Genomic DNA, 23,584 nt, shown 5'->3' on the forward strand with positions numbered 1-23,584 from the left:
TGAAATATCCCTGCTAGTTTTCGGGTCCTGCACTGTGGAAGCCGAAACGTCTCGGCTTTCACGCGTTATCCGGAGAAAACAAATGACCCGATTGACCGTTGTTGCGGCCGCCCTGATCGCCGCCGCCATCCTTCAAACCGAAGCCGCAGCCGCCCGTAACGTCACAGCGCGGCACGCCGCAACTCACGTGACGACGGACTGCGTCAGGGCTCCCGCAGAGGGTGCGTTTGCATCTGATCCCTACAAGCAGCCGCCTTGCCTGCCGAACACGGCGTACGCGTACCCGAACTAGCGCTCGGATCAGATGACGCCGGGCTGGCGAGGTCTGCCAGCCCGGACTCACTGCGAGAGCAGGCGCGACGGTGTGCACCTGCTCTTCTGATCTCTCCGCGATTGCTCCGATTGCTCCGAATTTTGGGACATGACGGGCGTTGTTGCCGCCTTGTAGACTGCTGCGCGATGCGGCCGGTCGTGGCCGCGACTTGCATGGGGAAGTGCAGATGCAGCGCCGTTACGTCACCGTGGATGTGTTCACCGACCGCGCCTTCGGCGGCAATCAGCTCGCGGTGGTGCTCGATGCCGGCGGGCTCACGACCGCACAGATGCAGGCGATCGCGACCGAGTTCAACTATTCCGAGACGACCTTCGTGCTGCCGCCGCGCGACAAGGCCAATGATGCGGAGGTACGCATCTTCACGCCGGTGAGGGAGCTTCCCTTTGCGGGACATCCTAATGTCGGGACCGCCTTCGTGCTGGCGAGCCTTGCCAGGGAGCCGAAGCCGCGCCTGCTGTTCGAAGAGAAAGCAGGCCTCGTGCCGGTGGAGATTGTGCGCGAGCAGCGCCGGGTGGTCGGCACCGAACTCACCGCGCCGCAGCCGCTGTCCCGGCTTGCACAATGTTCTGCCGAAGAGGTCGCGGCCTGCATCTCTCTGACGGCGGATGACATCAAGACCGATTATCATGCGCCGCAAGTCGTCGGCGTCGGAACGCCGTTCGTGGTTGCCGAGGTGCGATCGCGCGAGGCTGTGCGCCGGGCCAAGCCGGACGCCGCAGCGTTTGGCCGGATGCTGCCGCGCGACGGCGCTTTCTCGGTGTACTTCTACACGCGCGATGTGCCGACAGCTGAGGCATCTTGCGAGCGTCAGGCGCGGATGTTCTTTCCCGGCGCAAGCGGGCTGATCGAAGACCCCGCGACCGGCAGCGCGACGGTTGCCGCCGCCGCGCTGTTCGCCGATCTCGATCCCACGCGTGACGGCGAATTGAAGCTCACGATCGGCCAGGGCTTTGACATGGGCCGTCCGAGCATCCTTCTCACCCGCGTGCGCAAGCAGGACGGCAAGATCGTCTCCGCCCATGTCGGGGGCAGCTGCGTGCAGATGATGGAGGGGACGTTTAAACTGGCAGGAGATTCGTAGCCCCGGATGGAGCGAAGCGCAATCCGGGCTACGGGCCGTGCGCTACGCGCGCTCCGAATGACGGCTACACCTGCCGTCCCGCCAAATTCTTCACCGTCACGCCATCGCGCTCCTCGATGATCTCCGCGATCATCTGGCGGTGGCAGTGGGTGTGGTCGCGCTCGTAGCAGAGCAGGCACACCGGGCCGGCCTTCTTCACCAGTGCCGAGAGCTCGTCCATCTCTTCTTTTGCCTGCGGCGTCTTCAGGTGCTTCGAATAGACCTTCTCCAGGACGTCGTACTGACCGCTGCGGGCGGCGAGGCGGCCCTCCTTCGGCGTGCCGAGCGCGGCGAGATGGACATAGCCGATGCCGCGCTCGTCGAGGCCTGCCGAAAGCTGCTTCTTGGAAAAGCCCGGCCGGCGCGATGACGTCACCGCGCGCACGTCGACCACGAGCTTGACGCCAGCCTGTTCCAGCTCGTCCAGCACCGCCTTGGGCGGCGTCTGCTCATAGCCGATGGTGAACAGCTTCTTCGCCTTTGCCATGAACCATCCTCAGCTCACCCGCGCGATCAGTTCCATGGCACCATGGGGCGCGCGCACCTTGCCCTCGTGGATGACATAGGCGAACACGTCGCGTGGCTCCTTGGTCGGCTTGGCCTTATCGACCTTCGGCAGGTCGTCCGGTTCACCGCCCGAAGCCCAATCCTTGAAGCGCTCCGCCCAGGCATCGAGCTGCTTCGGTGGATAGCAGGTCTTGATCTCGTCATTGCCCTTCTGGAGCCGCGCATAGACGAAATCGCCGGCGACGTCGGCAATCGCAGGATATTTGCCATGCTCGGCGAACACCACGGGCGTCTCGAACTCGCGGATCAGCGCGATGAAGTCAGGCGTGCAGAAACTGTCATGGCGGACCTCGACGACGTGGCGCAGCGCGCGTCCCTCAAGTTTGCGCGGCAACAGCTCCAGAAACTTGCCGAAATCGGCGCCGTCGAATTTCTTCGTCGGCGCGAACTGCCACAGCACCGGCCCGAGATGGTCGCCGAGTTCCAGCACGCCGGAATCATAGAACCGCTTGATGGAATCTCCGGCCTCGGCGAGCACGCGCCGGTTGGTCGCGAAGCGCGGTCCCTTCACAGAGAACACGAAATCATCAGGCACCTCACTCGCCCATTTGCGAAAGCTCTCCGGCTTCTGCGAGCCGTAATAGGTGCCGTTGATCTCGATCGAGGTCAGCTTCGAGGCGGCGTAGGACAGCTCCTTCGCCTGCGCGAGCTTCTCCGGATAGAACACGCCGCGCCAGGGCTCGAAGGTCCAGCCGCCGATGCCGATGAAGATGTTGCCGGATTTTTTGGACGCGGTTTTTGCTTTGGCCACGGGAGGATCTCGCATCGTCGGGGGGGGGGGGAGGAGGGCTTCATCCTAATCAAACCAGATGTGATTGGCCAGTTGGCCCGTCCTGTCTAAGCTCGCGACCGGACCCGCGAAGAAGGAGAACAACGATGCGGATGCTGTTGGTGGGAGCCGCGCTCGTCATGATGACATCTGCTGCCATGACATGTTCTGCGTTGGCAGATGACGACGACGCGAAAAGCGCACAGAAGCTCGCACAGCAGGGCCGCGACGATTACTGGCATTGCCTCGCCAGGGAGTATTCGCGCGAGTCCAATCAGGGCCTGTCGGAGCAGGATTTCGGCCGCTCGGTGGCGGGCGCCTGTCCATCGGAGCGGCAATATTACCGGGTGACGCTGCTCGATTATCTCACCACGCAGTATCCGAAGATCGATGCCGGGGCCCATCTCGCCACCGCGAACAGGGCGGTGGAGGCGGCGCAGAAGGACATCGTGATGGCCTTCGTCAAGCACCGGCCACCTCAGAAGTAGCCAGTCACCAATGCTGTCCGGCAGCTCTTCCGGCCGCGCGCTCATCCATGGTATCAGTGGGTCCATCTGGAGCAGGGATGGGTTTCCATGTCGTCTGAGTCGGTGGGGGGCATTCTGGGGGCGATCGTCGCGGCGATCGTGCTTGCGGTTGCCGTCGTGTTCGGGCCGATCGGCCAGTATGGCAAGCCGCCCAAGCCGGCGAAAGTCGAGCCGGCCCCGGCGGCGGCACCGGCAGCCCCCGCCGCGCCAGCGCCGCGCGGGCCGATCATTCGGGAGGTGCCCAACCAATAGGGCACGAAAAATGGGGCTTCAGCCCCCCCTTGCGAAGCGCTTTTGCCGTCCCCATCTAGCCGATAACGGCGACATTGAGCGAAGAACTCCGTTGTCGGGACGACCTTGGAATAGCCCAGACCTGCGCCGGATGTACGCGCGGTCCGCCGTTCCGGGGTCGTTGGCATTTTGGGCCCCGTTTTCGGCCGTTCCCCTGAGACCCCGGCTTGGCAGCGCAAGACGCGGCGGATATACGCTGCCGTCATGAACGAAGCGATCAGATCGGGCATCGACATCCAGGCTCAAGAGGGCCCGGAACTGTCGGTCATCGTCCCCACCTTCAACGAGCGCGACAACGTCACCGTGCTGTACCGGCGCCTGGAGGCGACGCTCGTCAACGTCGCCTGGGAAGTCGTGTTCGTCGACGACAATTCGCCTGACGGCACCTGGGACGTGGTGCGCGCGCTGGCGCAGCGCGACAGCCGCGTGCGCTGTGTCCGCCGCATCGGCCGCCGCGGCCTCTCGGGCGCCTGCATCGAGGGCATCCTCGCGTCCAGCGCGCCCTATGTGGCCGTGATCGACGCCGACCTCCAACACGACGAGACGCAACTGCCCAAAATGCTGTTGCTGCTCGCAAGCGATCAGGCCGACCTCGTGGTCGGCAGCCGCTACATCGAGGGCTACAAGAGCGAAGGCTTCAACAAGCAGCGCGCCGGCGCCAGTGCGCTCGCGACCGAGGTCGCCAAGAAGATGCTGCGGGTCGAGATTGCCGACCCCATGAGCGGCTTCTTCATGATCCGCCGCGACCGTTTCGAGCTGCTCGCGCCAAAGCTCTCCGTGCACGGCTTCAAGATCCTGCTCGACATCGTCGCGACCGCGCACGGCGGCTTGCGGGCGGTCGAGATTCCCTACACCTTCGGCGCCCGTCAGCACGGCGAGAGCAAGCTCGATTCCATGGTCGCGCTCGACTTCCTCGGTCTCGTCTTCGCCAAGCTGACCAACGACATCGTCTCGCTGCGCTTCATCCTGTTCGCGATGGTCGGCGGCATCGGCCTCGTGGTGCATCTCACCACGCTGTTCATCGCACTTCGCCTGTTCAACGCACCGTTCGCGGAGGCGCAGGCCGCGGGCGCTATCGTCGCGATGACCAGCAATTTCATCCTCAACAACTTCCTCACCTATCGCGACCAGCGGCTGAAGAGCTTTGCGCTGCTGCGCGGCCTGATCGCCTTCTACATCGTGTGCAGCGTCGGCCTGCTCGCCAATGTCGGCGTCGCCTTCTCGGTGTACGATCAGGAGCCGATCTGGTGGCTGGCCGGCATGGCCGGCGCGCTGATGGGCGTGGTATGGAACTACGCGATGTCCGGACTGTTCGTCTGGCGTAAGAAATAGCGCGTGATGGGCGGGGCCGACGCGCGGATCGTCCGCAATACCGCGCTGCTGATTCTCGCGCTGGTGGCCCTGCGGCTCGTCGCGGCCGCGTTCACGCCTATTACCTTCGACGAAGCCTATTACTGGATGTGGTCGAAGAACCTGGCCGGTGGTTACTACGACCACCCGCCGATGGTCGCCTACGTCATCCGCGCCGGCACCATGATTGCCGGCGACACCGAGCTCGGCGTCCGCCTGGTCTCGATCCTGCTGGCGCTGCCGATGAGTTACGCGGTGTATCGCTCCGCCGCGATCCTGTTCGGCGGCACGCGCGTGGCTGCGACCAGCGCCATTCTGCTCAACGTGACACTGCTGGCCTCCGTGGGCACCCTGATCGTGACGCCCGATTCGCCGCTGCTGGTCGCCTCCAGCTTCGTGCTGTTCTTCCTCGCTAAGGTGCTGGAGACCGGCCGGGGCGCCTGGTGGCTCGCGGCCGGTGCCGCGGTCGGCGCGGCGCTGCTCTCAAAATACACCGCGATGTTCTTCGGGCCAGCGATCCTGATCTGGCTCGCTTCCGTGCCGAAACTCAGGCGCTGGTTTCTCTCGCCCTGGCCGTATCTCGGCGGCCTGGTTGCCTTGGCGCTGTTCTCGCCGGTGATCCTTTGGAATGCGGACCATCAATGGGTCTCGTTCGCAAAGCAGCTCGGCCGCGCGAAGATCGAGGACTTCCGCCCGGTCTTCATCGCCGAGCTGATCCCAACCCAGATCGCGTTCGCAACGCCGCTGGTCTTCATCCTCGGCGCCATGGGCCTGCACGCGCTGACCTGGCACCGGGCCGGCGCGCTGGCCTCCCGCGTGCTGATCGAGACGATGTTCTGGACCATCGTCGCCTATTTCGTCTGGCATTCGCTGCATGCCCGCGTGGAGGCCAACTGGTTCGCGCCGGTCTATCCGCCCTTCGTCATTGCGGCCGCGGCCGCCGCCAATCTCGTGAGGTGGAAGCCGCGCCAGCGGCGCCTCGTCGATTTCTGCCTGCGTTGGGCCGCGCCGGTCGGCATCGTGATGTTTGCAGCGTTGATCGTTCAGGCCAATACCGGGTGGCTGTCGGGCTACCGTCGCGATGCCACCGTGCGCAGCGTCGGTGTCGGCTGGCGCGAGCTTGCTGCAGAGATCGAAGCGGTGCGCGTGCGCGTTGGTGCGACCTGTGTGCTCGCACAGGACTACGGCACCACGAGCTGGCTCGCGTTCTACCTGCCGCGCGGCACCTGTGTGGCACAGCAGAGCCAGCGCATCCGCTGGGTTAACGTGGGCGAGCCAGATCCCAAGCTGCTCGCCGGCAAGCTGCTCTATGTCGACGAGCTGCGCCCGGACGGCCATCCCGTCCTCAATGCTCTCTTTGCGCAGGTGACGCAGATTGCGCAGCTGCAGCGCAAGCGCGGGCCGCTCGTGGTCGAGACCTACGGCATCGATCTGCTCGAAGGCGCCAAGGGCGATGTGCTCGACCGCTCGCCGCCGCCGGAAGCGCGGTAGCGGACCTCAGCCGATCATCTCGGCCTTGGCAGGATCCTGGCCTGGCCCACTCTGATCGCGCCAGAACCAGACGGTCACAACACCGGAGCGGCCGCGGACCTGGGCGAGCAGGGGGCCTGACAGGACGCCGTCGGGAGCGCCATGGAAGTCCGCCGCATCCAGCAGCGTATCACTCAGCGCAAGCCGCGCATCGTTCTGGGCGGCAACCTCCATCAGCCGGCTTGCGACGTTGACGGTGTCGCCCGTCGCCGTGATGTGCTGATGGCTTTCGCCGAGCCGCGAGGCGACGGTGGGGCCGCAATGCGCGCCGATCTTGAAACCGAGCTGACCTGCGACTGCCGGCGGCAGCGAGGCGATCCAGCGTTCGAGGCCGCGATGCAGGTCGATCGCGCATTTCAGCGCGCGCGCCGCGTCGTCGGGCATCGCGCGCGGCAGCCCGAACAGGATCATGGCGCCGTCGCCGAGAAAGCCGGTGATCATGCCGCCGCAATCGATCGCGGCCTTGTCGATCAGTGCGTGAAACGCCTTCAGAAGATCCCTGAGTTCGTCCGGATCAATCCGCTCGCTCAGACCGGTGAAGCCGGAGAGATCGACAAAGACCACGGCGGCCTCCTGCCGGACGGGTTTTGACAGGAAATTCGGATCGCGCGCCAGCCACTCCTGCACCGCCGGCGCCTGGAATTGCGCAAGCGTCCTGCTCTTGGCGGCGAAATATTGCGTGCGGCGGCCTCCGGCCCACAGCTGCACGCCGGCAAAGACCGCAACCGGCGGCACTGCCGCGGCGAGGGTGGTCGCGGCGTTCAGCCAGACGCCATGCGTGAACGCGAACAGGTTGAGTCCGGCCCAGGCGATCATCTCCGCGGCCGCCGCCATGATGCCGAGCGCGCTACGTCGCCAGGCGAGCAGGCCGACCAGCAGCATCGGCAGAAGGGTCGCAGTGAGCGCGTCGGCAATACGGACCCGGCGATCACGCACGATGCCATCGCCGGCGACGAGATGCGTGATCGCAGTGGAGATCACTTCGACGCCGGGCATGAGGGAATCGAACGGCGTCGGATAGAAGTCGCCGCCGCCGGCGACCGAGGCGCCGATCACGACGATCCGGTTCTCGATCGCCGCGCGATCGAGCGTGCCGTCGAAGATGCTCTGTGCGCTGACGGTGCGGATGGTCCGACGCGGGCCGTAATAGGTGATTGGCAGCGCGAAATCGCTGTCGGTCGGCACCGCGCGATCGCCGAGCATGAGACGGTCGGGCGCGATCGTCAGCGGCTGGTCGAGCGCACGGGCGGCGACGCGCAAGGGGAACGACAGCTCGACCTTGTCGCGCGTCCGGAACAGCATCGGCACCGCGAGCGGTGAGCCCGATTGTCCTGTCGCGACGTTGACGACGCCGACCTCGGCGTGATCGGCGAATGCGGGCAATGGCTGCAGGAAGCGTTCGGCCTCTGGCAACATGGCCAGGGGGCCATCGCTAGGTGCCACGGTCTCGCTGGCGGAGGGGAAGATCGCTGCAGCCGCGAGCACCATGGGGCCGGTGGCGAGCGTGTTGGCCAGCGTGGCGTCGCCGATCGCAGCGCTGCGGTCGACGAGCAGGAGATCGATCGCGACGACCTTCGGCTTGAACTGCACGATGGTGTCGACGACGCGGGCGAGATCGGCGCGCGGCAGCGGATAGCTACCACCGCGCTTCACGACGGTGTCGTCGATCGCGACGATGGTGACGAGATCGGGCGGACGCTGCACGCCGCGGGCCTGCGTCCGCCAGTCCGTCAGCGTGGCTTCGAGGCGGTCGAGAAAGCGCAGATGGCCGTTGGCGTGCGCGGCATAGACGCCCGCGCCCCACAGCGCGGTGAGGACGAGTGCCACCAGGATCTGAACGCGTCGGCTGCGCATGCGGTCGTCTGCAATCTTCCATTATCCAAATCTCATCGGCCAAGCATTGGGGCCGGGCGATGCCGCCCCAATCTTATTGGCCGAGTCTCGCCATGAGCGCGTCGACACGCGGCTGGCCCCATGTCTTGACGGTCAACGGGCCGGTTGCCTCGACGTCGACGCCTTCGCCGGGTCCAAGCACGACGCCGCGTCCACGAGCCCGGCGGGTCACGCCGACCCGGCCGTCGGCGACGAACACGGAGGTCTTGGCGTCAGCGACATCGACTGCCCATTTCGTGCCGCGCACTGCGGCAATCGCTTGCGGCGTCAGCACCTTGAAGGGGGTGCCCCGCGGCTTCTTGGGCACCTCGATCAGCAGGGCTTTGTTGCTCAACTCCACGGAATCTATATGTCCGTCGCGGTTGGCGTCCTTAAGTTCAAACTTGGCACCATTTTCCGCAACGATGGTGATGCCGTTGTCACAGCGCCAGGTCTGCGTCCCAGCGGACGAGGGCGACGCCGTGCAACCCGCATTAGCCGCAGGCTGTGCAGTCGCAGATCCAATCAACAGAAGCGACCCTGCCAGGGCGATAAACCCTGCGCGCGCGATCCCTCTCATGCCAGCCTCCGTTTGCGTGCTCGGCACAGTTCAAGGCGGGATGATACGGTACCGTATCACGCGCAGAGGCTGCTGAAAAGTGCCGAGGTGGCAGCTATTTTCTCGTGGCGGCGATGTCCAGAACCGAAATGATCAACTTTCAGTCACGGCGCTGTGCCGCGTAAGGCCGCGCGGTGCGCGATGCGCATGCGCTGTTGCCGCAATCGGCTGGCGGACGCAGGTCCGACGGACGAGGGGGCCACCAGCCTCGCGCAACGCTTGCGCGCTACGCTCAGGGCTAATTTGAGGGTCACGAAAACGACGTTGTTGAGTGCGTCATGGATGCGGCCGCAAGCGTCGAAGAGCGACGCAAACCGGTCGAGAAATATGGTTAACAGACGCGACTAAGTCCGTAGTTCTGCGGGCTTTTTTCTCAAAACGGGACAGCGTTAACGAGTTGCCCCACATCCGCCCGAACTTAATCCGCATTTAACTAAAAGTCGCCTTAATGACGCTCCGACCCTCTGCGAGATGCTGTTCCCGGATCGTGACCAGCGGCACTTCGAAGGGGGACTGAGTGACACCGTCCTGGACGCAAGGCGAATGAGTACGAGTATCGCTGCGCAGAGTAACGCGGCACGGAAGTCCAAAAATTTCTCGCAGAATAATTCGCGGAAATCTTCCCGGAAAATGACCACGGCCAATTGGCTTGGCGCCGCAGCGATCGGCTGCGTCGTGATGGGCGCCGGCTGGACTATCTACAGCAACGTCTTTGGCGCGAGCGTCTATCCGACTGTCGGCAGCATCGGCTACGACGAGCCCGTGATCAAGCGCGCGCCCAAGGTGGCGCTGCGCGAGGCCGGCGAGGCCATCAAGGAAACCTTCGCGCTGCTGCCCGACCGGCTCCAGGTCGCAGCTCCCATCTCGCGCGAGATGTTCAACGAGCGCTTTGCCGCCGCCGCGACGCAAGGCGTGCCGTCGAATGCGGCGAGCGCCGCGCCCGCAACAGACGTTGCCGTGGCCAAGGACACGTCGAAGGACGCGCCGAAGCAGAGCGTGATCGCGAAGGTCGCGGAAGCGCTGAAGCCGACAGCCAAGAGCACTGAAAAGTCCGCTGACAAATCTGCGGACAAGGCCAAGCGCGCACCGGATGCCCAGATGCAGCTGGCCTCGGCCGATCCGGCCCAGATCGTGCCGGCGCCCGAGGCGAAGCCGAAATCCTTCGCCGACCGCGCCAAGGCCGCGGTGATGTCGATCACCGCTCCGCGCCAGTCGATGGTGGAAAAGCTCTGGGGCAAGCGTGAGCCGTCCGGCGGGCTGCTCGCCTACGCCTCGGCCGATGCCAGCATCACCGCGTCCATCGCACCGAAAGAGCAGAACCCGATGTTCGGCGGCGCGCCGCCCTATGAGCGCGACACCGCGGTCTACGACATCACCGCCAAGACGGTGTATCTGCCCGACGGCACCAAGCTCGAGGCGCATTCCGGCCTCGGCTCCAATCTCGACGATCCGCGCTCCTCGAAAATCCGCATGCGCGGCGTGACGCCGCCGCACATCTATACGCTGAAGCCGCGCGAGGCGCTGTTCCACGGCGTGCCGGCGCTGCGCCTGACCCCGATCGGCGGCGAGAGCGCGATCTACGGCCGCGACGGCCTGCTCGCACACACCTTCATGCTCGGGCCGAACGGCGACTCCAACGGCTGCGTGTCGTTCAAGGACTATTACGCGTTCCTCGACGCCTACCGCAACAAGGGCATCCGCAAGCTCGCGGTGCTGGCGCGAGTGGAGTAAGGCGACGCAGCGCGGCCGCTCGTGCGGGCATAGCTAACTAGCGCCTGACGAAGATGAAGCTGCACGGACGCAGTTCGTTGCGTTTGCCGCTGCCGCGACTGCGCTCGAATTGCGCGTCGATCGTGTACGCGTATGGTGAGCCGGGCGCGATATTGTTGACTGTGTAGGCGCTAGGGCCGGTGAGACCTCGCGCACTGAGCGTGCTCTTCCCATCAGCTGATATCTGTCCGTCGATTTCGAGCGTACTGTTCGTACGCGGGTCCCGATCCTCCGCATGGAATAAACCGTTCGCGACCGTGGCTGACAGGGCTCGGGTATAGCCCAATGCCTTGCCTGAGTTAGCGCAGCTCACGGTGACATCCCACTTGCCATCGAACATCTTGCTCTCGCCGCTCGCCGGCGCAAGTGCCACCTTTTGCTTCAGGCTGTCAATCCGCGCCCTGGCGAGATTGGCGAAGCTGCAATTCGGAAATCGCGCGAGGTGATCCTCATAGGCGGTGGCAGTGCCGATCCCATCGGCGGCCCTCCAGTGTGCTTCCGCAGATGCGCCAGGATCAGGCCGAGGTGCGGCTTGCGGAGCCGTAACTGTGACCGATACCGGTCCGTTCAGATAGAACTTGCCGATAATCGACAGCGACAACTCCGGTAGCTGGGTCTTACCGCTGCTTTCGTAGACGTCGCTGCTGACATCGCGGAAGACGTCGCCGATCTCGTGCGGCTCCTCGATGTGCTTGAGGAACGCCGTCGTATAGGGGCTGTTGCGGCCAGTGCCGTCGGCGGCCACCTGACCTGATTGCGTCGAAAAGGATACGATCGTGCCGCGCGGGGCTTCGACTTTCGACAGACCTCGGCCGATCGAGGCGGCGCGCGTCGTGCCGGCGGAGCGCTTGAGAGTTTCGGCCAGCGGATTGTCGCGGCAGGCATCCAGCACCAGGATGCGCAGGTTCTTGGCCTGCTGCAAATCGTTCACGATGTCATCGACCCGCACGAAGCGCTTGAGGTCCGCTTCATCCGTCAGCACGGCATCGACGGGCATCAGGTAGTTCACGCCGTTGTACTGCATCGCATGGCCGCTGTAGTAGAACATGGCAACATCCGCTCGGCTCGCCGCGCGCGCAAAGCGGATGGTCAGGTCCTGCATGTCGGCCTGGCGCAAATCGATGCCCTGGAGCACCTCGAAGCCGCTGCGCCTCAGCGAGGCTGCGACGTCCTCGGCATCATGCGAGGGGTTGGGAAGCTTCGCTGTCGAGACGTAGGCGCCGTTGCCGATCACCAGCGCGACCCGCGTTTCCGCCGAGGCCGGAGCATGGCACAGCCAGAAGGCGAGGAGAGCGACGCAAGATCGCGCCAGGCAAATTCCGGAAGAAGCACGCATGAATGCCTTCCAAGGAATATCGAAAAATATCTCCCAGATTAGCGCATGCTGCGCCGACATCAATGCCCTGCGTTCGAGCCGCGCGGATCGGGCGGCCATGGCATCCTGTCACGTCGCCGCCAAGGTCTTGCGCAGCGCCATCTCGGCCGTGATCGCGCTCCGCACGGCCGGCCGCGCCTGCATGCGCTCGAGATAGGTCGACAACGACGGCCATTGCGCGATGTCGATTCCTGCGGGACGGAGCAGCAGCAAGGCCCAGGTGAGATGGGCATCTGCGACGGTGAAGTCGTTGCCGACGAGGAATTCGCGGTTCGCAAGATGCGCAGCAGGCACCGACAATGTCTGTGTGATCCTCGCGCGCGGCTTGGCGAGCGAGCCGTCGTCCTTGTACCAGAAGGTCGGAAACAGGAACGCCTTGTGGATCTCGGCGCCGATGAAGCTCAGCCATTCCTGCAGGCGATAGCGATCGAAATCGCCGGGCCGCGGTGCAAGGCGTGCCTCCGGCTTCACATCGGCGATGTATTGCAATACCGCCGCGCTCTCGGTCAGCCGCTCGCCGTTCGCCAAGACCAGGACCGGCACCGCGCCCTTCGGCGACAGGTCGCGGAAATCGCGAGCGTCGTCCACGATCCTTTTGCTCCAGATATGGGCGAGGTGATACTGCGCCTCGATACCGGCCTCCATCAGCGCGATGCGGCTTGAGAGCGAGCAGGCCATCGGAAAGAAATAGAGCTGCAGCATCGCATGCTCCATCAAGTCAGCGCTTCGACTTGCGTGATGATGGCAAAGCGGTCCGCGAGTTCGGCCAGCGCGACCTGGTGGATCGTTCGGGCGTCCAGCGTCCCGCCGCGGCCGTCGGGCAGGTCGCGAGTGGCGCAGGCATCGGCTGCGATCGTCGTGCGCAGGCCGAGATCGAGCGCGGCGCGGACAGTCGAAGACACGCACATATGCGTCATGAAGCCGGCCAGCACGATGTTCTTGCGTCCGGTCGCGACAAGCCGGGCCTGCAGATCGGTGCCGGCGAAGGCATTCGGCAGCGCCTTCTCGATCACGGGCTCGCTGGCGAGCGGCGTCAGGCGCTCGACGATCGCGCCGCGCGCGGCCTCCCGGTCGAACAGGCCGCCGGCGCGTCCCTTGTGCGCGACGTGAAAGATCGCGGCTCCGCTTTCCCGTGCGCGCGCGAGCAGACGCGCGGCCGCGGCGATCGCCGCTTGCGCATCGGGCAGAGCCAGCGGACCGGCGCAATATTCGTTCTGGATGTCGATCAGCACGAGGCAGGCCTCGTTGAGGTTCGGCGGATTGAGATCCGCGCCGGCGAGTTCGAGCAGGGTCTTTGGAGCGGTCATGCTGGTCAGGCCTTCCAGGGGATGTCGGATGACGCGACACTAGCGTGGCTCGGGCCTGCCATTGTGCAGGAATATTGCGGCATACGGCTGCAAAATTGCAGGATCCGCTGTCGCCTGCTAGGCTCCTGGAATGAACTGGGACGATCTGCGCATCATCGCTGCGGTGAGGGACGAAGGCACCTATGCCGGCGCCAGCGCGCGGCTGCGCATCGACGAGACCACCGTCGGCCGCCGGCTGGCGCGCATCCAGCGCGATCTCGGCGTGCCGCTGTTCGACGCCGTGGACGGCTTGCGCCGGCCGACGCGCCATTGCGAGGCGGTGCTCGAACATGTCGGCGCGATGGCGGCACATGCCGCCGCGATCGATCGCATCAAGGAGAGCCAGGTGGGGCCGGTCGGGCGCCTGCGCATCGCCTCGACCAATGCGGTCGCCGAAGAGCTGCTGGCGCCGCATGCGAGCGGCTTCCTGCGCGATCATCCCGGGCTGACGCTGCAATTCCTCACCGCAAGCAGCAACGTCAAGTTCTCGCGCTGGCAGGCCGATCTCGCCATCCGCCTGCGCAAGCCGGAGAAGGGCGACTTCACCATCTCCAAGCTCGGCGAGGTCAGGCTGTACTTCTTCGAGCCGGCGGACCGCAGCAGCGGGGAGCCTGTCGCGTGCGTCTATCCTGACGAGCTCGACGCGATCCCGGAAGCGCAGTTCTTGCGTGCGAAGCGTCTGAAGAACGTGCGCTGCGTCACCGACAATGTCCGCATCATCCGCACCATGATCCAGTCGCATCAGGCCATCGGCGTGCTGCCGGAGCACAGCTGCGGATCGCTGCTCGCCGATCGCAATCTGCGCGCCACGCTGCTGCCGAAACGGCGCGACGTCTGGCTGCTGGTGCAGAACCATCTCAAGCGCGATCCGGCGACACGCGTGACGATCGACTGGGTGAGGACCTGTTTTCAGGACACCTCGCGCAGCTGACGTCACGTCGCGCTGTGATCATTGCGTCACAGCGCGCAGGCTGTGACAAAAAATCTCGAGCCGCCCCCTTGCAACCCGAACGTGCTTCGTCTATTAGCGCGCTCCTTCGCTAGGCCATGGGTTCGGGCTCCCTGAGATCCCGACTGGCGCGGGCCGGTCTCCGGTTTCGTGTTCCGCCGAATGAAGGAGAAACGCAGGACGTAGCTCATGGAGAGCGTCGGGCTGAAGACCCGAAGGCATCGGTTCGATTCCGGTCTCTTGCACAAAGGATAGCTCAGTTTGGTAGAGCAGATGACTTTTAATCATCCTGTCGCGGGTTCGAATCCCGCTCCAGCGCTCCGTTTCAGCTTAATAAGCTGATACCTCTGACGAGGACCGGACGCGCGCTTCAGTCGCGGTCCGGCCGTTTTGCCGCAAGGCTTTCCGTCCGAACTTAGACACTGTGAGACCGGCTTTGCACCGCGGGTAGATACCGCTTGCGCTGACGCCGAGTGGCTCCGCACGGCCGCGCGACAGGCGTCGCGCGATCGCGCGCGTGCGCCCGTCGTCATGCAAGCTCAAGCCCCGGCCCGTTGATCTCTCAGGAAGCGTCGTCCGCGTCCTCACGTCCTTTGCGAACGAAACTGCTGTCCGGCATCCGGCCGGGCGCAAATGAAGGAGGCGTGCCATGACTTGGCATTTGCTGATGCTGAACGTGACGGTGAAGGATGGCGAGCGTGCGTTGCTGACGCGCAACGGGCAGCTCGTGCGCGTGCTCGCGCCCGGCAAGCATCGTCTGTTCGATCCCCTGCACGAACTGAAGGCCGAGGTGCTCGACGTGGTCCGCAGCGAATTTCCTGCGGAGCGCTACGCGGTGCTGAAGGCCGCGCGGCCCGATCTTGCCGCCGAGCTGTTCGAGGCAGTCGAGACCAAGGCGGACGAGATCGCCATCGTCAGCCTCGATGGCCCGGCGAGATCAGGGAGCTGGTGAACAAGGTGGTGGAGGCGGAGCGGGTTGCGAAGGCGAACCTGATCCGCCGGCAGGAGGAGACCGCGGCGACGCGTTCGCTCCTGAACACCGCCCGCCTGATGGAGGAGAACCCCCTGCTGCTGCGGCTCAAGGAGCTGGAGTCGCTGGAGCGGCTGGTCGAGAAGGTCGGACGCATCGACCTCCATGCCGGCGACGGGCAGGGCCTCGATGCTCTTCTGACCCGGCTCGTGCGCCTGAAGACGCCAGAGAGCGCATGAAACGGAAGGGCCGCCCACGGGCGGCCCTTCACATTCCTGCTGTCATTGCCATGAACGCGTGGACGCGCTTGTGCGACCAAGATCACGAAGCCGGGATTGCACGCGCGCGTGAAGGCTGCGTAATCCCGCGAAGACAGCTTGATCGGGAATGCGCATGAGCACTCTGTCGGAAACCATTCGGCCGTCGGCGCAATCGCGGGAATGGAAGGTGATCGTCGTCCTGATCCTGTTGATCCCCGTGCTGTGGTCGCCGCTGGTCTTGTTTCGCTTCGTCCTGTACCAGCCGTTCAACATCCCGTCCGGTTCGATGACGCCGACGCTGATGGTCGGCGACTACGTCTTCGCCGCGAAATATGCCTATGGCTATGGCCGCTATTCCTTTCCCTTCGCGCCGTCCTGGATCTCGGGCCGCTTCCTCGCCGCCGAACCTGAGTATGGCGACATCGTCGTATTCCGGACGGCGAAGGACAGTTCGGCCGATTACGTGAAGCGCGTGGTCGGACTGCCTGGAGACCGTATCCAGATGCGGCAAGGCCGGCTTATCCTCAACGACCGTCCGGTGACGCGCGTTGCCCTGGAGGCGACGCTCGCCGGCTCCGCCTGCGGCGTGAACGAGGGGGCGGAGGTCAGGCGCTGGCGCGAGACGCTGCCGAACGGCGCGAGCTACGTGACGCATGATTGCGTCGACGACGGCTATCTCGACAACACCAACGTCTTCACGGTGCCGCCTGGCCATGTCTTTGTGCTCGGCGACAACCGCGACAACTCCACCGACAGCCGGATGATGTCGACGTTCGGCTTCATCCCGATGGACAATCTCGTCGGCAAGGTGACGCGGATCTTCTGGTCGCTCGACGAAGACGGAGAGCCGCGCTTCGAGCGGTTGGGGAAGGTGGAGTGACGAGGGAGTTGCCCGCAAAGCAAAAAACCCCGGCATTGCTGCCGGGGTTTCGTAGTTCTTGAGGTCGTTGGACCTTAGAAGTCCATGCCGCCCATGCCGCCGCCCGGGGGCATCGCGGGGCCGGCGCCGCCCTTCTTGGGCAGCTCGGCGACCATGGCCTCCGTGGTGATCAGGAGCGCGGCCACCGAGGCAGCGTTCTGGATCGCGGTGCGGACCACCTTGGTCGGGTCGATGATGCCCTTCTTGACGAGGTCGGCATATTCGCCGGTCTGGGAGTCGAAGCCGTAATTGTAGGCCTTGTTCTCCAGGATCTTGCCGACGATCACCGAGCCGTCTTCACCGGCGTTGATCGCGATCTGGCGAGCGGGAGCCGACAGCGCCTTGCGCACGATCTCGACGCCGGTCTTCTGGTCGTCGTTCTTGGTGCGCAGGCCCTTGAGCTGCTCGGAGGCACGGAGCAGGGCGACGCCGCCGCCCGGGACGATGCCTTCCTCCACAGCCGCGCGGGTCGCATGCATCGCGTCATCAACGCGATCCTTGCGCTCCTTCACCTCGACCTCGGTCGCGCCGCCGACGCGGATCACCGCGACGCCGCCCGCGAGCTTGGCAAGACGCTCCTGGAGCTTCTCACGGTCGTAGTCCGAGGTGGTCTCCTCGATCTGCGCCTTGATCTGGGCCACGCGCGCCTCGATGTCGGCCTTCTTGCCGGCGCCGTTGACGATCGTGGTGTTCTCCTTGTCGATCATCACCTTCTTGGCGCGACCGAGCATGTTGAGCGTGACGTTCTCGAGCTTGATGCCGAGGTCTTCCGAGATCGCCTGGCCGCCGGTCAGGATCGCGATGTCCTGCAGCATGGCCTTGCGGCGATCGCCGAAGCCCGGGGCCTTGACCGCCGCGACCTTCAGGCCGCCGCGCAGGCGGTTCACGACCAGGGTCGCGAGCGCTTCGCCTTCGACGTCCTCGGCGACGATGACCAGCGGCTTTCCGGTCTGCACCACGGCCTCGAGCAGCGGCAGCAACTCGTTCAGCGAAGAGAGCTTCTTCTCGTTGATGAGGATGTAGGCGTCGTCCATCTCAACGCGCATCTTATCGGCGTTGGTGACGAAGTAGGGCGAGATGTAGCCGCGGTCGAACTGCATGCCCTCGACGACGTCGAGCTCGGTCTCGAGCGATTTGGCTTCCTCGACGGTGATGACGCCCTCGTTGCCGACCTTCTTCATGGCGTCGGAGAGGAACTTGCCGATCTCGGCGTCGCCGTTGGCCGAGATGGTGCCGACCTGGGCGATCTCGTCGTTCGAGGTGACCTTCTTCGAGTTCTTCTCGAGGTCGGCCACGACGGCTTCGACCGCGAGGTCGATACCGCGCTTCAGGTCCATCGGGTTCATGCCGGCGGCGACCGACTTGGCGCCTTCCTTCACGATCGCAGCCGCGAGCACGGTCGCGGTGGTGGTGCCGTCGCCGGCCGCGTCAGCGGACTTGGAGGCGACTTCGCGCACCATCTGTGCGCCCATGTTTTCGAACTTGTCGTCGAGCTCGATCTCCTTGGCGACGGTGACGCCGTCTTTGGTGATGCGCGGAGCGCCGAACGACTTATCGAGCACGACGTTGCGGCCCTTCGGGCCGAGGGTGACCTTCACCGCATTGGCGAGGATGTCGACGCCGCGCAGCATCTTGTCGCGCGCTTCAACCGAGAATTTGACTTCTTTGGCTGCCATCTGGAATTTTCCTTGGAATGATTTGATTGGAGGGAGAGGGGGCTCTTAGGCCGCCTTCTTCTTGGACTCGCTGACTTCGAGAACGCCCATCACGTCGCTCTCCTTCATGATCAACAGGTCCTGGCCGTCGATCTTGACCTCGGTGCCGGACCACTTGCCGAACAGCACGCGGTCCCCGATCTTCAGGTCGATCGGGATCAGCTTGCCGGCCTCGTCGCGGCCACCCGGGCCGACGGCGACGACTTCGCCCTGGGAGGGCTTTTCCTTGGCAGTGTCGGGAATGATGATGCCGCCAGCGGTCTTCTCTTCTGCGTCGATGCGCTTGACCACGACGCGGTCGTGAAGCGGACGGAATTTCATGCAGTCCTCCTAAGTAATTGCACGAGTTGAGGATTTTTAGGTTGTTAGCAGTCGTTGCCCGCGAGTGCTAGCACGGGCGACGCAGAAATAGGATAGGAATTTTGCGGGGGCAAGGGTTTGTAGCAGAAAAATTAGCACCCGAAAGCGCGGACTGCCAGAATCTCTTTTCCATCGTTAACCGACACCCGAGGCCGGTATTAGCACGGAGTCATGTCTGCTGCTAACGCATTGAATTTCAACAGCTTGTTAAACTTTTGGGCTTGAGATGGATTGTCAGTTTGCGTCACATTTCTCTCATGTGAGCGCATCGTTTCCGGGTGGCTCCCGGGGCACGGATCAAGCCACCCCCTGCATGCGCTCCTGCAAAGGAGGTTTGGCATGGGACTGCGCGTTGGGGGCGTTTCCGAGGACTTCCGGAAACAGATGCTGGGCTACGGGCTGACGACGGCACAAATTCTCTACCGGATGCCGGATCATCCCTCGCTGCTCCAGACCTATGTCTGGCAGAACTACGACATGTTTCCGAAATTTCCGGCGCTCACCGATTTCCTGGCGTTCTGGCAGGAGAAGCTCGATGGCCCACTGCATTCGGTCACAGTGGCGCATTCCAAGCTGATCAAGCCGGCCGAGCTGCGCGCCGTCGACGGCGTGTTCCGGCTGCATTGAGCTGAGATCAGACGCCGCCGTTGCAATAGCGTGTCCACATCGCGCGATAGGCCTCGTCCACGGCTCGCGCGTATGAGACGGGGTTGCCGGCGGCCGCAGCGCTGATCTGTCCGGGCAGTTCGCGGCGCAATTTTTCGAGCTCGCCGATCCGCGCCGCGCGGCCGGCTGCGATCTCGACATATGCATCCTCGCTGTCGGCGACCCAATCCGGCAGGCCAAGCGCGGCGAGGATGGCGCCGGCGGCCCGGCTGGGCAGGCTGTTCCCGAGCTTCGCCACCACGGGCACGCCCATCTGCAGGGCTTCCCATGTGCTGACGCCGCCGTTCTGTGGGAACGGGTCGAGTGCGATATCGATGCGATTGAAGGATGCCAGATGTTCGCCCCGCAAGGTGGCTCCGAGCAGATCGACGCGTTCGACCGGCAATCGGCAAGCCGCAAATCGCGCCAGCAGCTTGTCGCGGACCAGTTGATCGTCGAGCGCAACATCCTTGATCAGCAGTCGCGAACCCGGCACTCGCTCGAGAATCCTGGACCAGACTGCCGCGGCCTCGTCCGAGATCTTGCTGATGCGGTTGAAGACGCCGAACGTGATGAAGCCGTTCGAGATCGCTGGCGTCTCCGCCCGCGCAATACCTGCCGGCAGCGGCGTCAGCGTCACGAAGCACGGCAGGTCGACGACGGTCTCCGCAAACAGATGCCGAACGGCCACAGGAATCGCGACAGGATCCGAGAACAGATAATCGATCGTCGGCAGCCCGGTGCCGGTGCCGTGGCCCCAGCCGTGCGCCTGGATCGGTGCCGGCTTGCGCGCAAATACGCCGAGGCGGTTTCCTCTGGTATGGCCGGACAGATCGATCAGGATATCGACGCGATCGGCGCGAATCTGAGCGGCGAGGCGATCGTCGGTCCATTGCGAGGCGTCACGCCAGCGATCGGCGATCCCTTGAAATTCGCTTGTCGTCGCATCCTCTTTCGATGAACACGAGTAGCACACGATCTCGAACTGTGCCCGGTCATGGTGTTGCAGGACTGGCTTGAAAATGAACGCGGCCGAATGCGCGTTGAAGTCCGACGAGACGTAGCCGAGCACCAGACGGCGATCCCGATCGCGGTCGTTGTCATGCGGTGCTGCCGCTTCTGAAGCGATTTTCGCCCCGATCTGCTCCCACCACACGCGACGCGCCTGCTGATGCTGTTCGACGCTGGCGTCCGCCACAAAATCGAGCGTGAATATCTTGCTGGAGATCGCGCTCTGAAGGTCAGGCCGGATGTCGAGGGCTCTGTCGAAACTGGCGATGGCTTCATCGACCCGGCCAAGTCCGGCGAGACAAAGGCCCAGCACCAGGTGAGCTTGATCAGAATCGGGCGCGACCGCGAGGGCTTTCTCGCAATCGGACAATGCTTGGGCAATCCGCTGGGTCTGGAGCAAGACATTGGCGCGCCAGAGCCACCCATTCGCGTCGTGGGGTGCCAGGGCGATTGCCCGATTGCAATCCGCCATGGCTTCGTCAAATCGCTGAAGCTCCCGTAGTGCAACGGCGCGGTTCGCCAGCGCCGCGGCATAGTCAGGCTTGATCGAGAGCGCGCGGTTCAGGCTTGCGAGAGCCTCGTCATAGTTGCGCAGACGGCAGAGCGCAGAGCCGCGGCCGTTGTGGGCTTCGGCAAGGTTCCCATCAATTGCGAGCGCCCGATCGTAGCTCTCGAGCGCTTCCAGGTGCAGATCAAGGGCCGCGCTCGCGTTACCGAGATTGGACTGTGCGAGGGCGTAGTTGGGCCGCAAGGCGAGAGCCTTTCGATAGCTCTCGCGGGCCTCATCGTGACGTTTCAGCCCGTTCAGCGCGACGCCCAAGCTCATGTGAGCTTCGGCAGATCGCGGGTCCACGGCAACCGCCCGACGCAGCAGGATTTCGGCCTGGTCATAGTTCTTGGCATCAGACTCCAAGGCGCCGAGCATATGCAGCGCGACGAATTGGTTGGGCGTGATCTGCAGGAGTTGGCGATAAGCAGCCTTGGCCTCGGGGAGGCGGCCCTTCTTGTGCAACTCAAGCGCTTGCCCGAGCAATGGCAGCACGTCGGCCTTTTGGCGTTTCTGAAGCCGAGCATTTTGAAATGCACGCTGACCGACGCTGTTGCCCATGAATCAATTCCCCCAGATCCCCTGGCGAGACTAATTCAGGGAGAGAACGAAGACGAGACGATGGCCGCTCGCCACGACAGCTTGGGACAAGCTACGACTGATCGGGTGATCGCGTGACTGGCCTCAGCTCCGTAATTGCTGCCGCGCCCGGGACTGGGTAATCTGACCTTCGGCTCATACCCGTGCGACGGGCGCGGCTCAAATCAGGGAGGCAGACAATGGCCAAGCAAAAAGCATCAAGACCCGCAATGAAGAGCGCGGTGAAGAAGCGGAGCGGCGCCAAGGCAGCGGCGCGATCCTCGGCGCGCAAGGCGGTGAAGGCGAAGGCACGCACCGTCGCTCCGAAGAAGCCCGCGCGGCCGAAGCAGCGCATCGCCATCAGCCATCACCGCGAGGAAGACTTCAAGGCCGACGGCCTGCGTGCCTATGCCAAGTACCGCGATCTCGGCATCGCCGAGGCGACCCATGGCCAGGCGCAGGCGCATGTGATCCGCTTGCAAGGCCCCTGCAACCCGGCCGAGGTTTCCAAGCTCCACTATCACGACGTCGAATTCCAGATGGTCTACGTGCTCAAGGGCTGGGTAAAGACCTATATGGACGGGCAGGGCGAGACCTTGATGAAGCAAGGCAGCGCCTGGACCCAGCCGCCGAAGATCAAGCACATGATCTTGGACTATTCGGACGATGTGGAACTGCTGGAGGTGATCCTGCCGGCGGAATTCAAGACGGTCGAGTTGAAGGCGTAAGCGTCGCTCCGCCTCCTTGCCCGGATTGTGCCGCGCTCAATCCGGGCTACGGGATCACGATACACAATCACTAAAAAGCGCCAGATCCGCGAAACCGGGCAATTACCAATCGGATGATTTCATCTGCCCCGAAGGGCGGGCGCTAACCAGTCGAAAATACCTCTCGCGTCAACTCAAGGCTGTGAAAATGCGGGAAATGTTTTCATGGCGACCAATACTTTTGGCCGACGCGGCATCGTAGCGCCACCTCCAAGAGCATCGTTTCAACCCGCCGCCGCGCCGACGGCTCCAGCGGTCTTGCGCGACAGCGCTCAGCCCTCCAGTGAGGAGACGCTTTTTGGCGACAACAAGCTTCTGGCCGATATCCCCTTCCTCACCATTGGCCTGATTTTTGGTCTGCTCCTTATTTTCGCTCTGCAACGCAGTCTGGCCATCGACATTGCGCGGGACGGCGACCTCGATGTCCGCTCGCTGATCGCTCAGGGCGCGTCCGGCTACGATCTGGTTGTCGGAAGGGGGGAGTGGTGGCGGATCGGGCTTGCGCCGCTGCTGCATGGCAGCGGCTGGCACCTCATAAGCAACTGCGTCGGGCTGTTCATCGTCGGCGTCAGGCTGGAGTCGCTGATTGGCCGTGGCTGGTTTGCCTTGATCTTTGTTGCCAGTGCACTGGCCGGGGAGGCCGGCTCGCTGCTGGGCAATGGCCCCGGCACAGTGGGCGTCGGTGCGTCCGGCGCCATTACCGGGCTCATCGCCGCACTGTTCGTCGTGAGCTTCGATCCCGAAGCGGACGCCGATCAAACCATATCGAGGCTGAAGACGTCGCTCTTCTTCGGCGTTCCCGCACTGCTGCCGCTTGCCTTTGGCGCTTCCGGCAACGTCAACTATTATGCCCATGCAGGTGGTGCGGTGGCCGGCGGCGCGCTTGCCGTCATGCCGTGGCTCGCCTTCTGGTCCTATGACAGCCTGCCGCGGAGCGCGAGCATGACGTTGCTTGCAGGATCCCTCGGATCTCTGATCTGCGCCGGCTTCGCCGCCGCTCATTATTCGTCTTACATGGCCGATGCCGTGAACTATATCCGCGCGTCGGAAGTGCCGGCGAAGGCTGACGAGATGGTCAACCGGTCTTTCGATCTCGTCACCCGCTACCCGAAAGACGCGCGGGCTCATGTGTACCGTGCGGTCTTCTTCCTGGAACAAGCGAACCTCAGTGCCGCGGAAACGGAAGCGCGAACCGCCATGTCGCTCGCAGCTTCGGATGTGGCGGGCGGGCCGGTGCGCTCCGGGGCGCAGGGCTTGATGGCGGTGTTGCTGTGGGCGCAGGGACGAACCAGCGAGGCCAAGGCCATGGCGGCCGAGCCGTGCCGGGCCAAGCTGGCCGAGGTGCGTCGTATTTTGCAGAAGTCGAAGTTGTGCGGGTGAGGCGTAGACCTT

At 64.2% G+C, this 23,584-nt stretch carries 24 protein-coding genes and 2 tRNA genes; 16 read left to right on the forward strand and 10 right to left on the reverse strand.

The window, feature by feature from the left end; genetic code table 11:
- The first annotated feature begins 82 nt into the window (after positions 1-82).
- Both P6U29_RS16805 and P6U29_RS16810 read left to right on the forward strand, forming a co-directional pair.
- The gene (locus P6U29_RS16805; RefSeq protein ID WP_407118601.1) at positions 83-292 is read left to right on the forward strand and encodes a hypothetical protein; all 210 of its coding nucleotides are present in this window, start codon (positions 83-85) and stop codon (positions 290-292) included.
- A gap of 208 nt (positions 293-500) precedes the next feature.
- Positions 501-1,415: a PhzF family phenazine biosynthesis protein gene (locus P6U29_RS16810; protein ID WP_407118602.1), complete on the forward strand. Its 915-nt coding sequence runs from the start codon at positions 501-503 to the stop codon at positions 1,413-1,415.
- 64 nt (positions 1,416-1,479) lie between these two features.
- Here the strand turns inward: P6U29_RS16810 and P6U29_RS16815 are convergent, their stop codons facing one another.
- Together P6U29_RS16815 and P6U29_RS16820 are read right to left on the reverse strand one after the other, a co-directional pair.
- Positions 1,480-1,941 carry a DUF488 family protein gene (locus P6U29_RS16815; RefSeq protein ID WP_407118603.1) on the reverse strand — a complete coding sequence of 154 codons (462 nt, stop codon included), beginning with the start codon at positions 1,939-1,941 and terminating at the stop codon, positions 1,480-1,482.
- A 9-nt stretch (positions 1,942-1,950) separates the two neighbouring features.
- Positions 1,951-2,787: a DUF72 domain-containing protein gene (locus P6U29_RS16820; protein WP_407118604.1), complete on the reverse strand. Its 837-nt coding sequence runs from the start codon at positions 2,785-2,787 to the stop codon at positions 1,951-1,953.
- Positions 2,788-2,897: 110 nt separating this feature from the next.
- Between P6U29_RS16820 and P6U29_RS16825 the strand changes: the two genes are divergently transcribed.
- The 4 genes from P6U29_RS16825 to P6U29_RS16840 all read left to right on the forward strand — a co-directional run bounded on the left by P6U29_RS16825 (position 2,898) and on the right by P6U29_RS16840 (position 6,449).
- Entirely contained in the window at positions 2,898-3,278 is a 381-nt protein-coding gene (locus P6U29_RS16825; protein WP_407118605.1) for a hypothetical protein, read from the forward strand.
- Positions 3,279-3,365: 87 nt separating this feature from the next.
- Entirely contained in the window at positions 3,366-3,569 is a 204-nt protein-coding gene (locus P6U29_RS16830) for a hypothetical protein (RefSeq protein ID WP_212371979.1), read from the forward strand.
- 243 nt (positions 3,570-3,812) lie between these two features.
- On the forward strand, positions 3,813-4,940 hold the full coding sequence (locus tag P6U29_RS16835; protein ID WP_407118606.1) for a glycosyltransferase family 2 protein: 1,128 nt from the start codon (positions 3,813-3,815) through the stop codon (positions 4,938-4,940).
- Positions 4,941-4,946: 6 nt separating this feature from the next.
- On the forward strand, positions 4,947-6,449 hold the full coding sequence (locus tag P6U29_RS16840; RefSeq protein ID WP_407119346.1) for a glycosyltransferase family 39 protein: 1,503 nt from the start codon (positions 4,947-4,949) through the stop codon (positions 6,447-6,449).
- A 6-nt stretch (positions 6,450-6,455) separates the two neighbouring features.
- On the opposite strand, the gene P6U29_RS16845 is transcribed toward P6U29_RS16840, so the two are convergent.
- Positions 6,456-8,342 (reverse strand): CHASE2 domain-containing protein, encoded by a 1,887-nt coding sequence (locus P6U29_RS16845; protein ID WP_407118607.1) that lies wholly within the window; start codon positions 8,340-8,342, stop codon positions 6,456-6,458.
- A gap of 73 nt (positions 8,343-8,415) precedes the next feature.
- Positions 8,416-8,940: a FecR domain-containing protein gene (locus P6U29_RS16850; RefSeq protein ID WP_407118608.1), complete on the reverse strand. Its 525-nt coding sequence runs from the start codon at positions 8,938-8,940 to the stop codon at positions 8,416-8,418.
- A 669-nt stretch (positions 8,941-9,609) separates the two neighbouring features.
- On the opposite strand from P6U29_RS16850, the gene P6U29_RS16855 reads away from it, so the two are divergent.
- Complete coding sequence (locus tag P6U29_RS16855) at positions 9,610-10,710, forward strand: DUF2778 domain-containing protein (RefSeq protein ID WP_407118609.1); 1,101 nt, start codon at positions 9,610-9,612, stop codon at positions 10,708-10,710.
- 37 nt (positions 10,711-10,747) lie between these two features.
- On the opposite strand, the gene P6U29_RS16860 is transcribed toward P6U29_RS16855, so the two are convergent.
- From P6U29_RS16860 to P6U29_RS16870, 3 genes are all read right to left on the reverse strand, one after another.
- Positions 10,748-12,085: a caspase domain-containing protein gene (locus tag P6U29_RS16860; protein WP_407118610.1), complete on the reverse strand. Its 1,338-nt coding sequence runs from the start codon at positions 12,083-12,085 to the stop codon at positions 10,748-10,750.
- 108 nt (positions 12,086-12,193) lie between these two features.
- Positions 12,194-12,826, reverse strand: coding sequence for a glutathione binding-like protein (locus tag P6U29_RS16865; RefSeq protein WP_407118611.1), 633 nt, complete (start codon positions 12,824-12,826; stop codon positions 12,194-12,196).
- Between the two features lie 11 nt (positions 12,827-12,837).
- On the reverse strand, positions 12,838-13,431 hold the full coding sequence (locus P6U29_RS16870; RefSeq protein WP_407118612.1) for a cysteine hydrolase family protein: 594 nt from the start codon (positions 13,429-13,431) through the stop codon (positions 12,838-12,840).
- Between the two features lie 130 nt (positions 13,432-13,561).
- Between P6U29_RS16870 and P6U29_RS16875 the strand changes: the two genes are divergently transcribed.
- The 6 genes from P6U29_RS16875 to lepB all read left to right on the forward strand — a co-directional run bounded on the left by P6U29_RS16875 (position 13,562) and on the right by lepB (position 16,529).
- Complete coding sequence (locus P6U29_RS16875; protein ID WP_407118613.1) at positions 13,562-14,401, forward strand: LysR family transcriptional regulator; 840 nt, start codon at positions 13,562-13,564, stop codon at positions 14,399-14,401.
- Positions 14,402-14,594: 193 nt separating this feature from the next.
- Positions 14,595-14,664: transfer RNA gene (locus P6U29_RS16880), tRNA-Phe, on the forward strand.
- Positions 14,665-14,668: 4 nt separating this feature from the next.
- Positions 14,669-14,734, forward strand: a tRNA-Lys gene (locus P6U29_RS16885).
- Positions 14,735-15,068: 334 nt separating this feature from the next.
- Entirely contained in the window at positions 15,069-15,371 is a 303-nt protein-coding gene (locus P6U29_RS16890) for a hypothetical protein (protein ID WP_407118614.1), read from the forward strand.
- Positions 15,368-15,628, forward strand: a complete 261-nt coding sequence (locus P6U29_RS16895) for a hypothetical protein (RefSeq protein ID WP_407118615.1) — start codon at positions 15,368-15,370, stop codon at positions 15,626-15,628. The genes P6U29_RS16890 and P6U29_RS16895 overlap by 4 nt, the downstream gene beginning before the upstream one ends.
- A gap of 154 nt (positions 15,629-15,782) precedes the next feature.
- Positions 15,783-16,529, forward strand: a complete 747-nt coding sequence (gene lepB, locus P6U29_RS16900; protein ID WP_407118616.1) for a signal peptidase I — start codon at positions 15,783-15,785, stop codon at positions 16,527-16,529.
- Between the two features lie 74 nt (positions 16,530-16,603).
- Here lepB and groL read toward each other — a convergent pair whose 3' ends face one another.
- Both groL and P6U29_RS16910 read right to left on the reverse strand, forming a co-directional pair.
- The gene (gene groL, locus P6U29_RS16905) at positions 16,604-18,244 is read right to left on the reverse strand and encodes a chaperonin GroEL (protein ID WP_194467474.1); all 1,641 of its coding nucleotides are present in this window, start codon (positions 18,242-18,244) and stop codon (positions 16,604-16,606) included.
- A 45-nt stretch (positions 18,245-18,289) separates the two neighbouring features.
- A complete protein-coding gene (locus tag P6U29_RS16910; protein WP_407118617.1) occupies positions 18,290-18,604 on the reverse strand; it encodes a co-chaperone GroES in 315 nt (104 codons plus the stop codon).
- Positions 18,605-18,982: 378 nt separating this feature from the next.
- On the opposite strand from P6U29_RS16910, the gene P6U29_RS16915 reads away from it, so the two are divergent.
- Positions 18,983-19,270, forward strand: a complete 288-nt coding sequence (locus P6U29_RS16915) for an usg protein (protein ID WP_027560138.1) — start codon at positions 18,983-18,985, stop codon at positions 19,268-19,270.
- A 7-nt stretch (positions 19,271-19,277) separates the two neighbouring features.
- Here P6U29_RS16915 and P6U29_RS16920 read toward each other — a convergent pair whose 3' ends face one another.
- On the reverse strand, positions 19,278-21,407 hold the full coding sequence (locus tag P6U29_RS16920; RefSeq protein WP_407118618.1) for a tetratricopeptide repeat protein: 2,130 nt from the start codon (positions 21,405-21,407) through the stop codon (positions 19,278-19,280).
- A gap of 218 nt (positions 21,408-21,625) precedes the next feature.
- On the opposite strand from P6U29_RS16920, the gene P6U29_RS16925 reads away from it, so the two are divergent.
- Both P6U29_RS16925 and P6U29_RS16930 read left to right on the forward strand, forming a co-directional pair.
- On the forward strand, positions 21,626-22,153 hold the full coding sequence (locus tag P6U29_RS16925) for a cupin domain-containing protein (protein WP_407118619.1): 528 nt from the start codon (positions 21,626-21,628) through the stop codon (positions 22,151-22,153).
- Positions 22,154-22,357: 204 nt separating this feature from the next.
- Entirely contained in the window at positions 22,358-23,572 is a 1,215-nt protein-coding gene (locus P6U29_RS16930; protein ID WP_407118620.1) for a rhomboid family intramembrane serine protease, read from the forward strand.
- Positions 23,573-23,584 lie beyond the last annotated feature (12 nt).

Source organism: Bradyrhizobium sp. LMG 9283 (genome assembly GCF_045571415.1).
In the GTDB taxonomy this organism is placed as follows: Bacteria; Pseudomonadota; Alphaproteobacteria; order Rhizobiales; family Xanthobacteraceae; genus Bradyrhizobium.

Bases quoted from the DNA above. Each gene is read 5' to 3' on its own strand.
- P6U29_RS16835 (WP_407118606.1), top strand. From the start codon at position 3,813: ATGAACGAAGCGATCAGATCGGGCATCGACATCCAGGCTCAAGAGGGC.
- P6U29_RS16890 (WP_407118614.1), top strand. From the start codon at position 15,069: ATGACTTGGCATTTGCTGATGCTGAACGTGACGGTGAAGGATGGCGAG.
- P6U29_RS16910 (WP_407118617.1), bottom strand. From the start codon at position 18,604: ATGAAATTCCGTCCGCTTCACGACCGCGTCGTGGTCAAGCGCATCGAC.
- P6U29_RS16820 (WP_407118604.1), bottom strand. From the start codon at position 2,787: ATGCGAGATCCTCCCGTGGCCAAAGCAAAAACCGCGTCCAAAAAATCC.
- P6U29_RS16855 (WP_407118609.1), top strand. From the start codon at position 9,610: ATGACCACGGCCAATTGGCTTGGCGCCGCAGCGATCGGCTGCGTCGTG.
- P6U29_RS16875 (WP_407118613.1), top strand. From the start codon at position 13,562: ATGAACTGGGACGATCTGCGCATCATCGCTGCGGTGAGGGACGAAGGC.
- P6U29_RS16930 (WP_407118620.1), top strand. From the start codon at position 22,358: ATGGCGACCAATACTTTTGGCCGACGCGGCATCGTAGCGCCACCTCCA.
- P6U29_RS16870 (WP_407118612.1), bottom strand. From the start codon at position 13,431: ATGACCGCTCCAAAGACCCTGCTCGAACTCGCCGGCGCGGATCTCAAT.
- groL (WP_194467474.1), bottom strand. From the start codon at position 18,244: ATGGCAGCCAAAGAAGTCAAATTCTCGGTTGAAGCGCGCGACAAGATG.
- P6U29_RS16830 (WP_212371979.1), top strand. From the start codon at position 3,366: ATGTCGTCTGAGTCGGTGGGGGGCATTCTGGGGGCGATCGTCGCGGCG.
- P6U29_RS16925 (WP_407118619.1), top strand. From the start codon at position 21,626: ATGGCCAAGCAAAAAGCATCAAGACCCGCAATGAAGAGCGCGGTGAAG.
- P6U29_RS16920 (WP_407118618.1), bottom strand. From the start codon at position 21,407: ATGGGCAACAGCGTCGGTCAGCGTGCATTTCAAAATGCTCGGCTTCAG.
- P6U29_RS16810 (WP_407118602.1), top strand. From the start codon at position 501: ATGCAGCGCCGTTACGTCACCGTGGATGTGTTCACCGACCGCGCCTTC.
- P6U29_RS16825 (WP_407118605.1), top strand. From the start codon at position 2,898: ATGCGGATGCTGTTGGTGGGAGCCGCGCTCGTCATGATGACATCTGCT.
- P6U29_RS16840 (WP_407119346.1), top strand. From the start codon at position 4,947: ATGGGCGGGGCCGACGCGCGGATCGTCCGCAATACCGCGCTGCTGATT.
- lepB (WP_407118616.1), top strand. From the start codon at position 15,783: ATGAGCACTCTGTCGGAAACCATTCGGCCGTCGGCGCAATCGCGGGAA.
- P6U29_RS16860 (WP_407118610.1), bottom strand. From the start codon at position 12,085: ATGCGTGCTTCTTCCGGAATTTGCCTGGCGCGATCTTGCGTCGCTCTC.
- P6U29_RS16850 (WP_407118608.1), bottom strand. From the start codon at position 8,940: ATGAGAGGGATCGCGCGCGCAGGGTTTATCGCCCTGGCAGGGTCGCTT.
- P6U29_RS16915 (WP_027560138.1), top strand. From the start codon at position 18,983: ATGGGACTGCGCGTTGGGGGCGTTTCCGAGGACTTCCGGAAACAGATG.
- P6U29_RS16845 (WP_407118607.1), bottom strand. From the start codon at position 8,342: ATGCGCAGCCGACGCGTTCAGATCCTGGTGGCACTCGTCCTCACCGCG.
- P6U29_RS16865 (WP_407118611.1), bottom strand. From the start codon at position 12,826: ATGCTGCAGCTCTATTTCTTTCCGATGGCCTGCTCGCTCTCAAGCCGC.
- P6U29_RS16815 (WP_407118603.1), bottom strand. From the start codon at position 1,941: ATGGCAAAGGCGAAGAAGCTGTTCACCATCGGCTATGAGCAGACGCCG.
- P6U29_RS16805 (WP_407118601.1), top strand. From the start codon at position 83: ATGACCCGATTGACCGTTGTTGCGGCCGCCCTGATCGCCGCCGCCATC.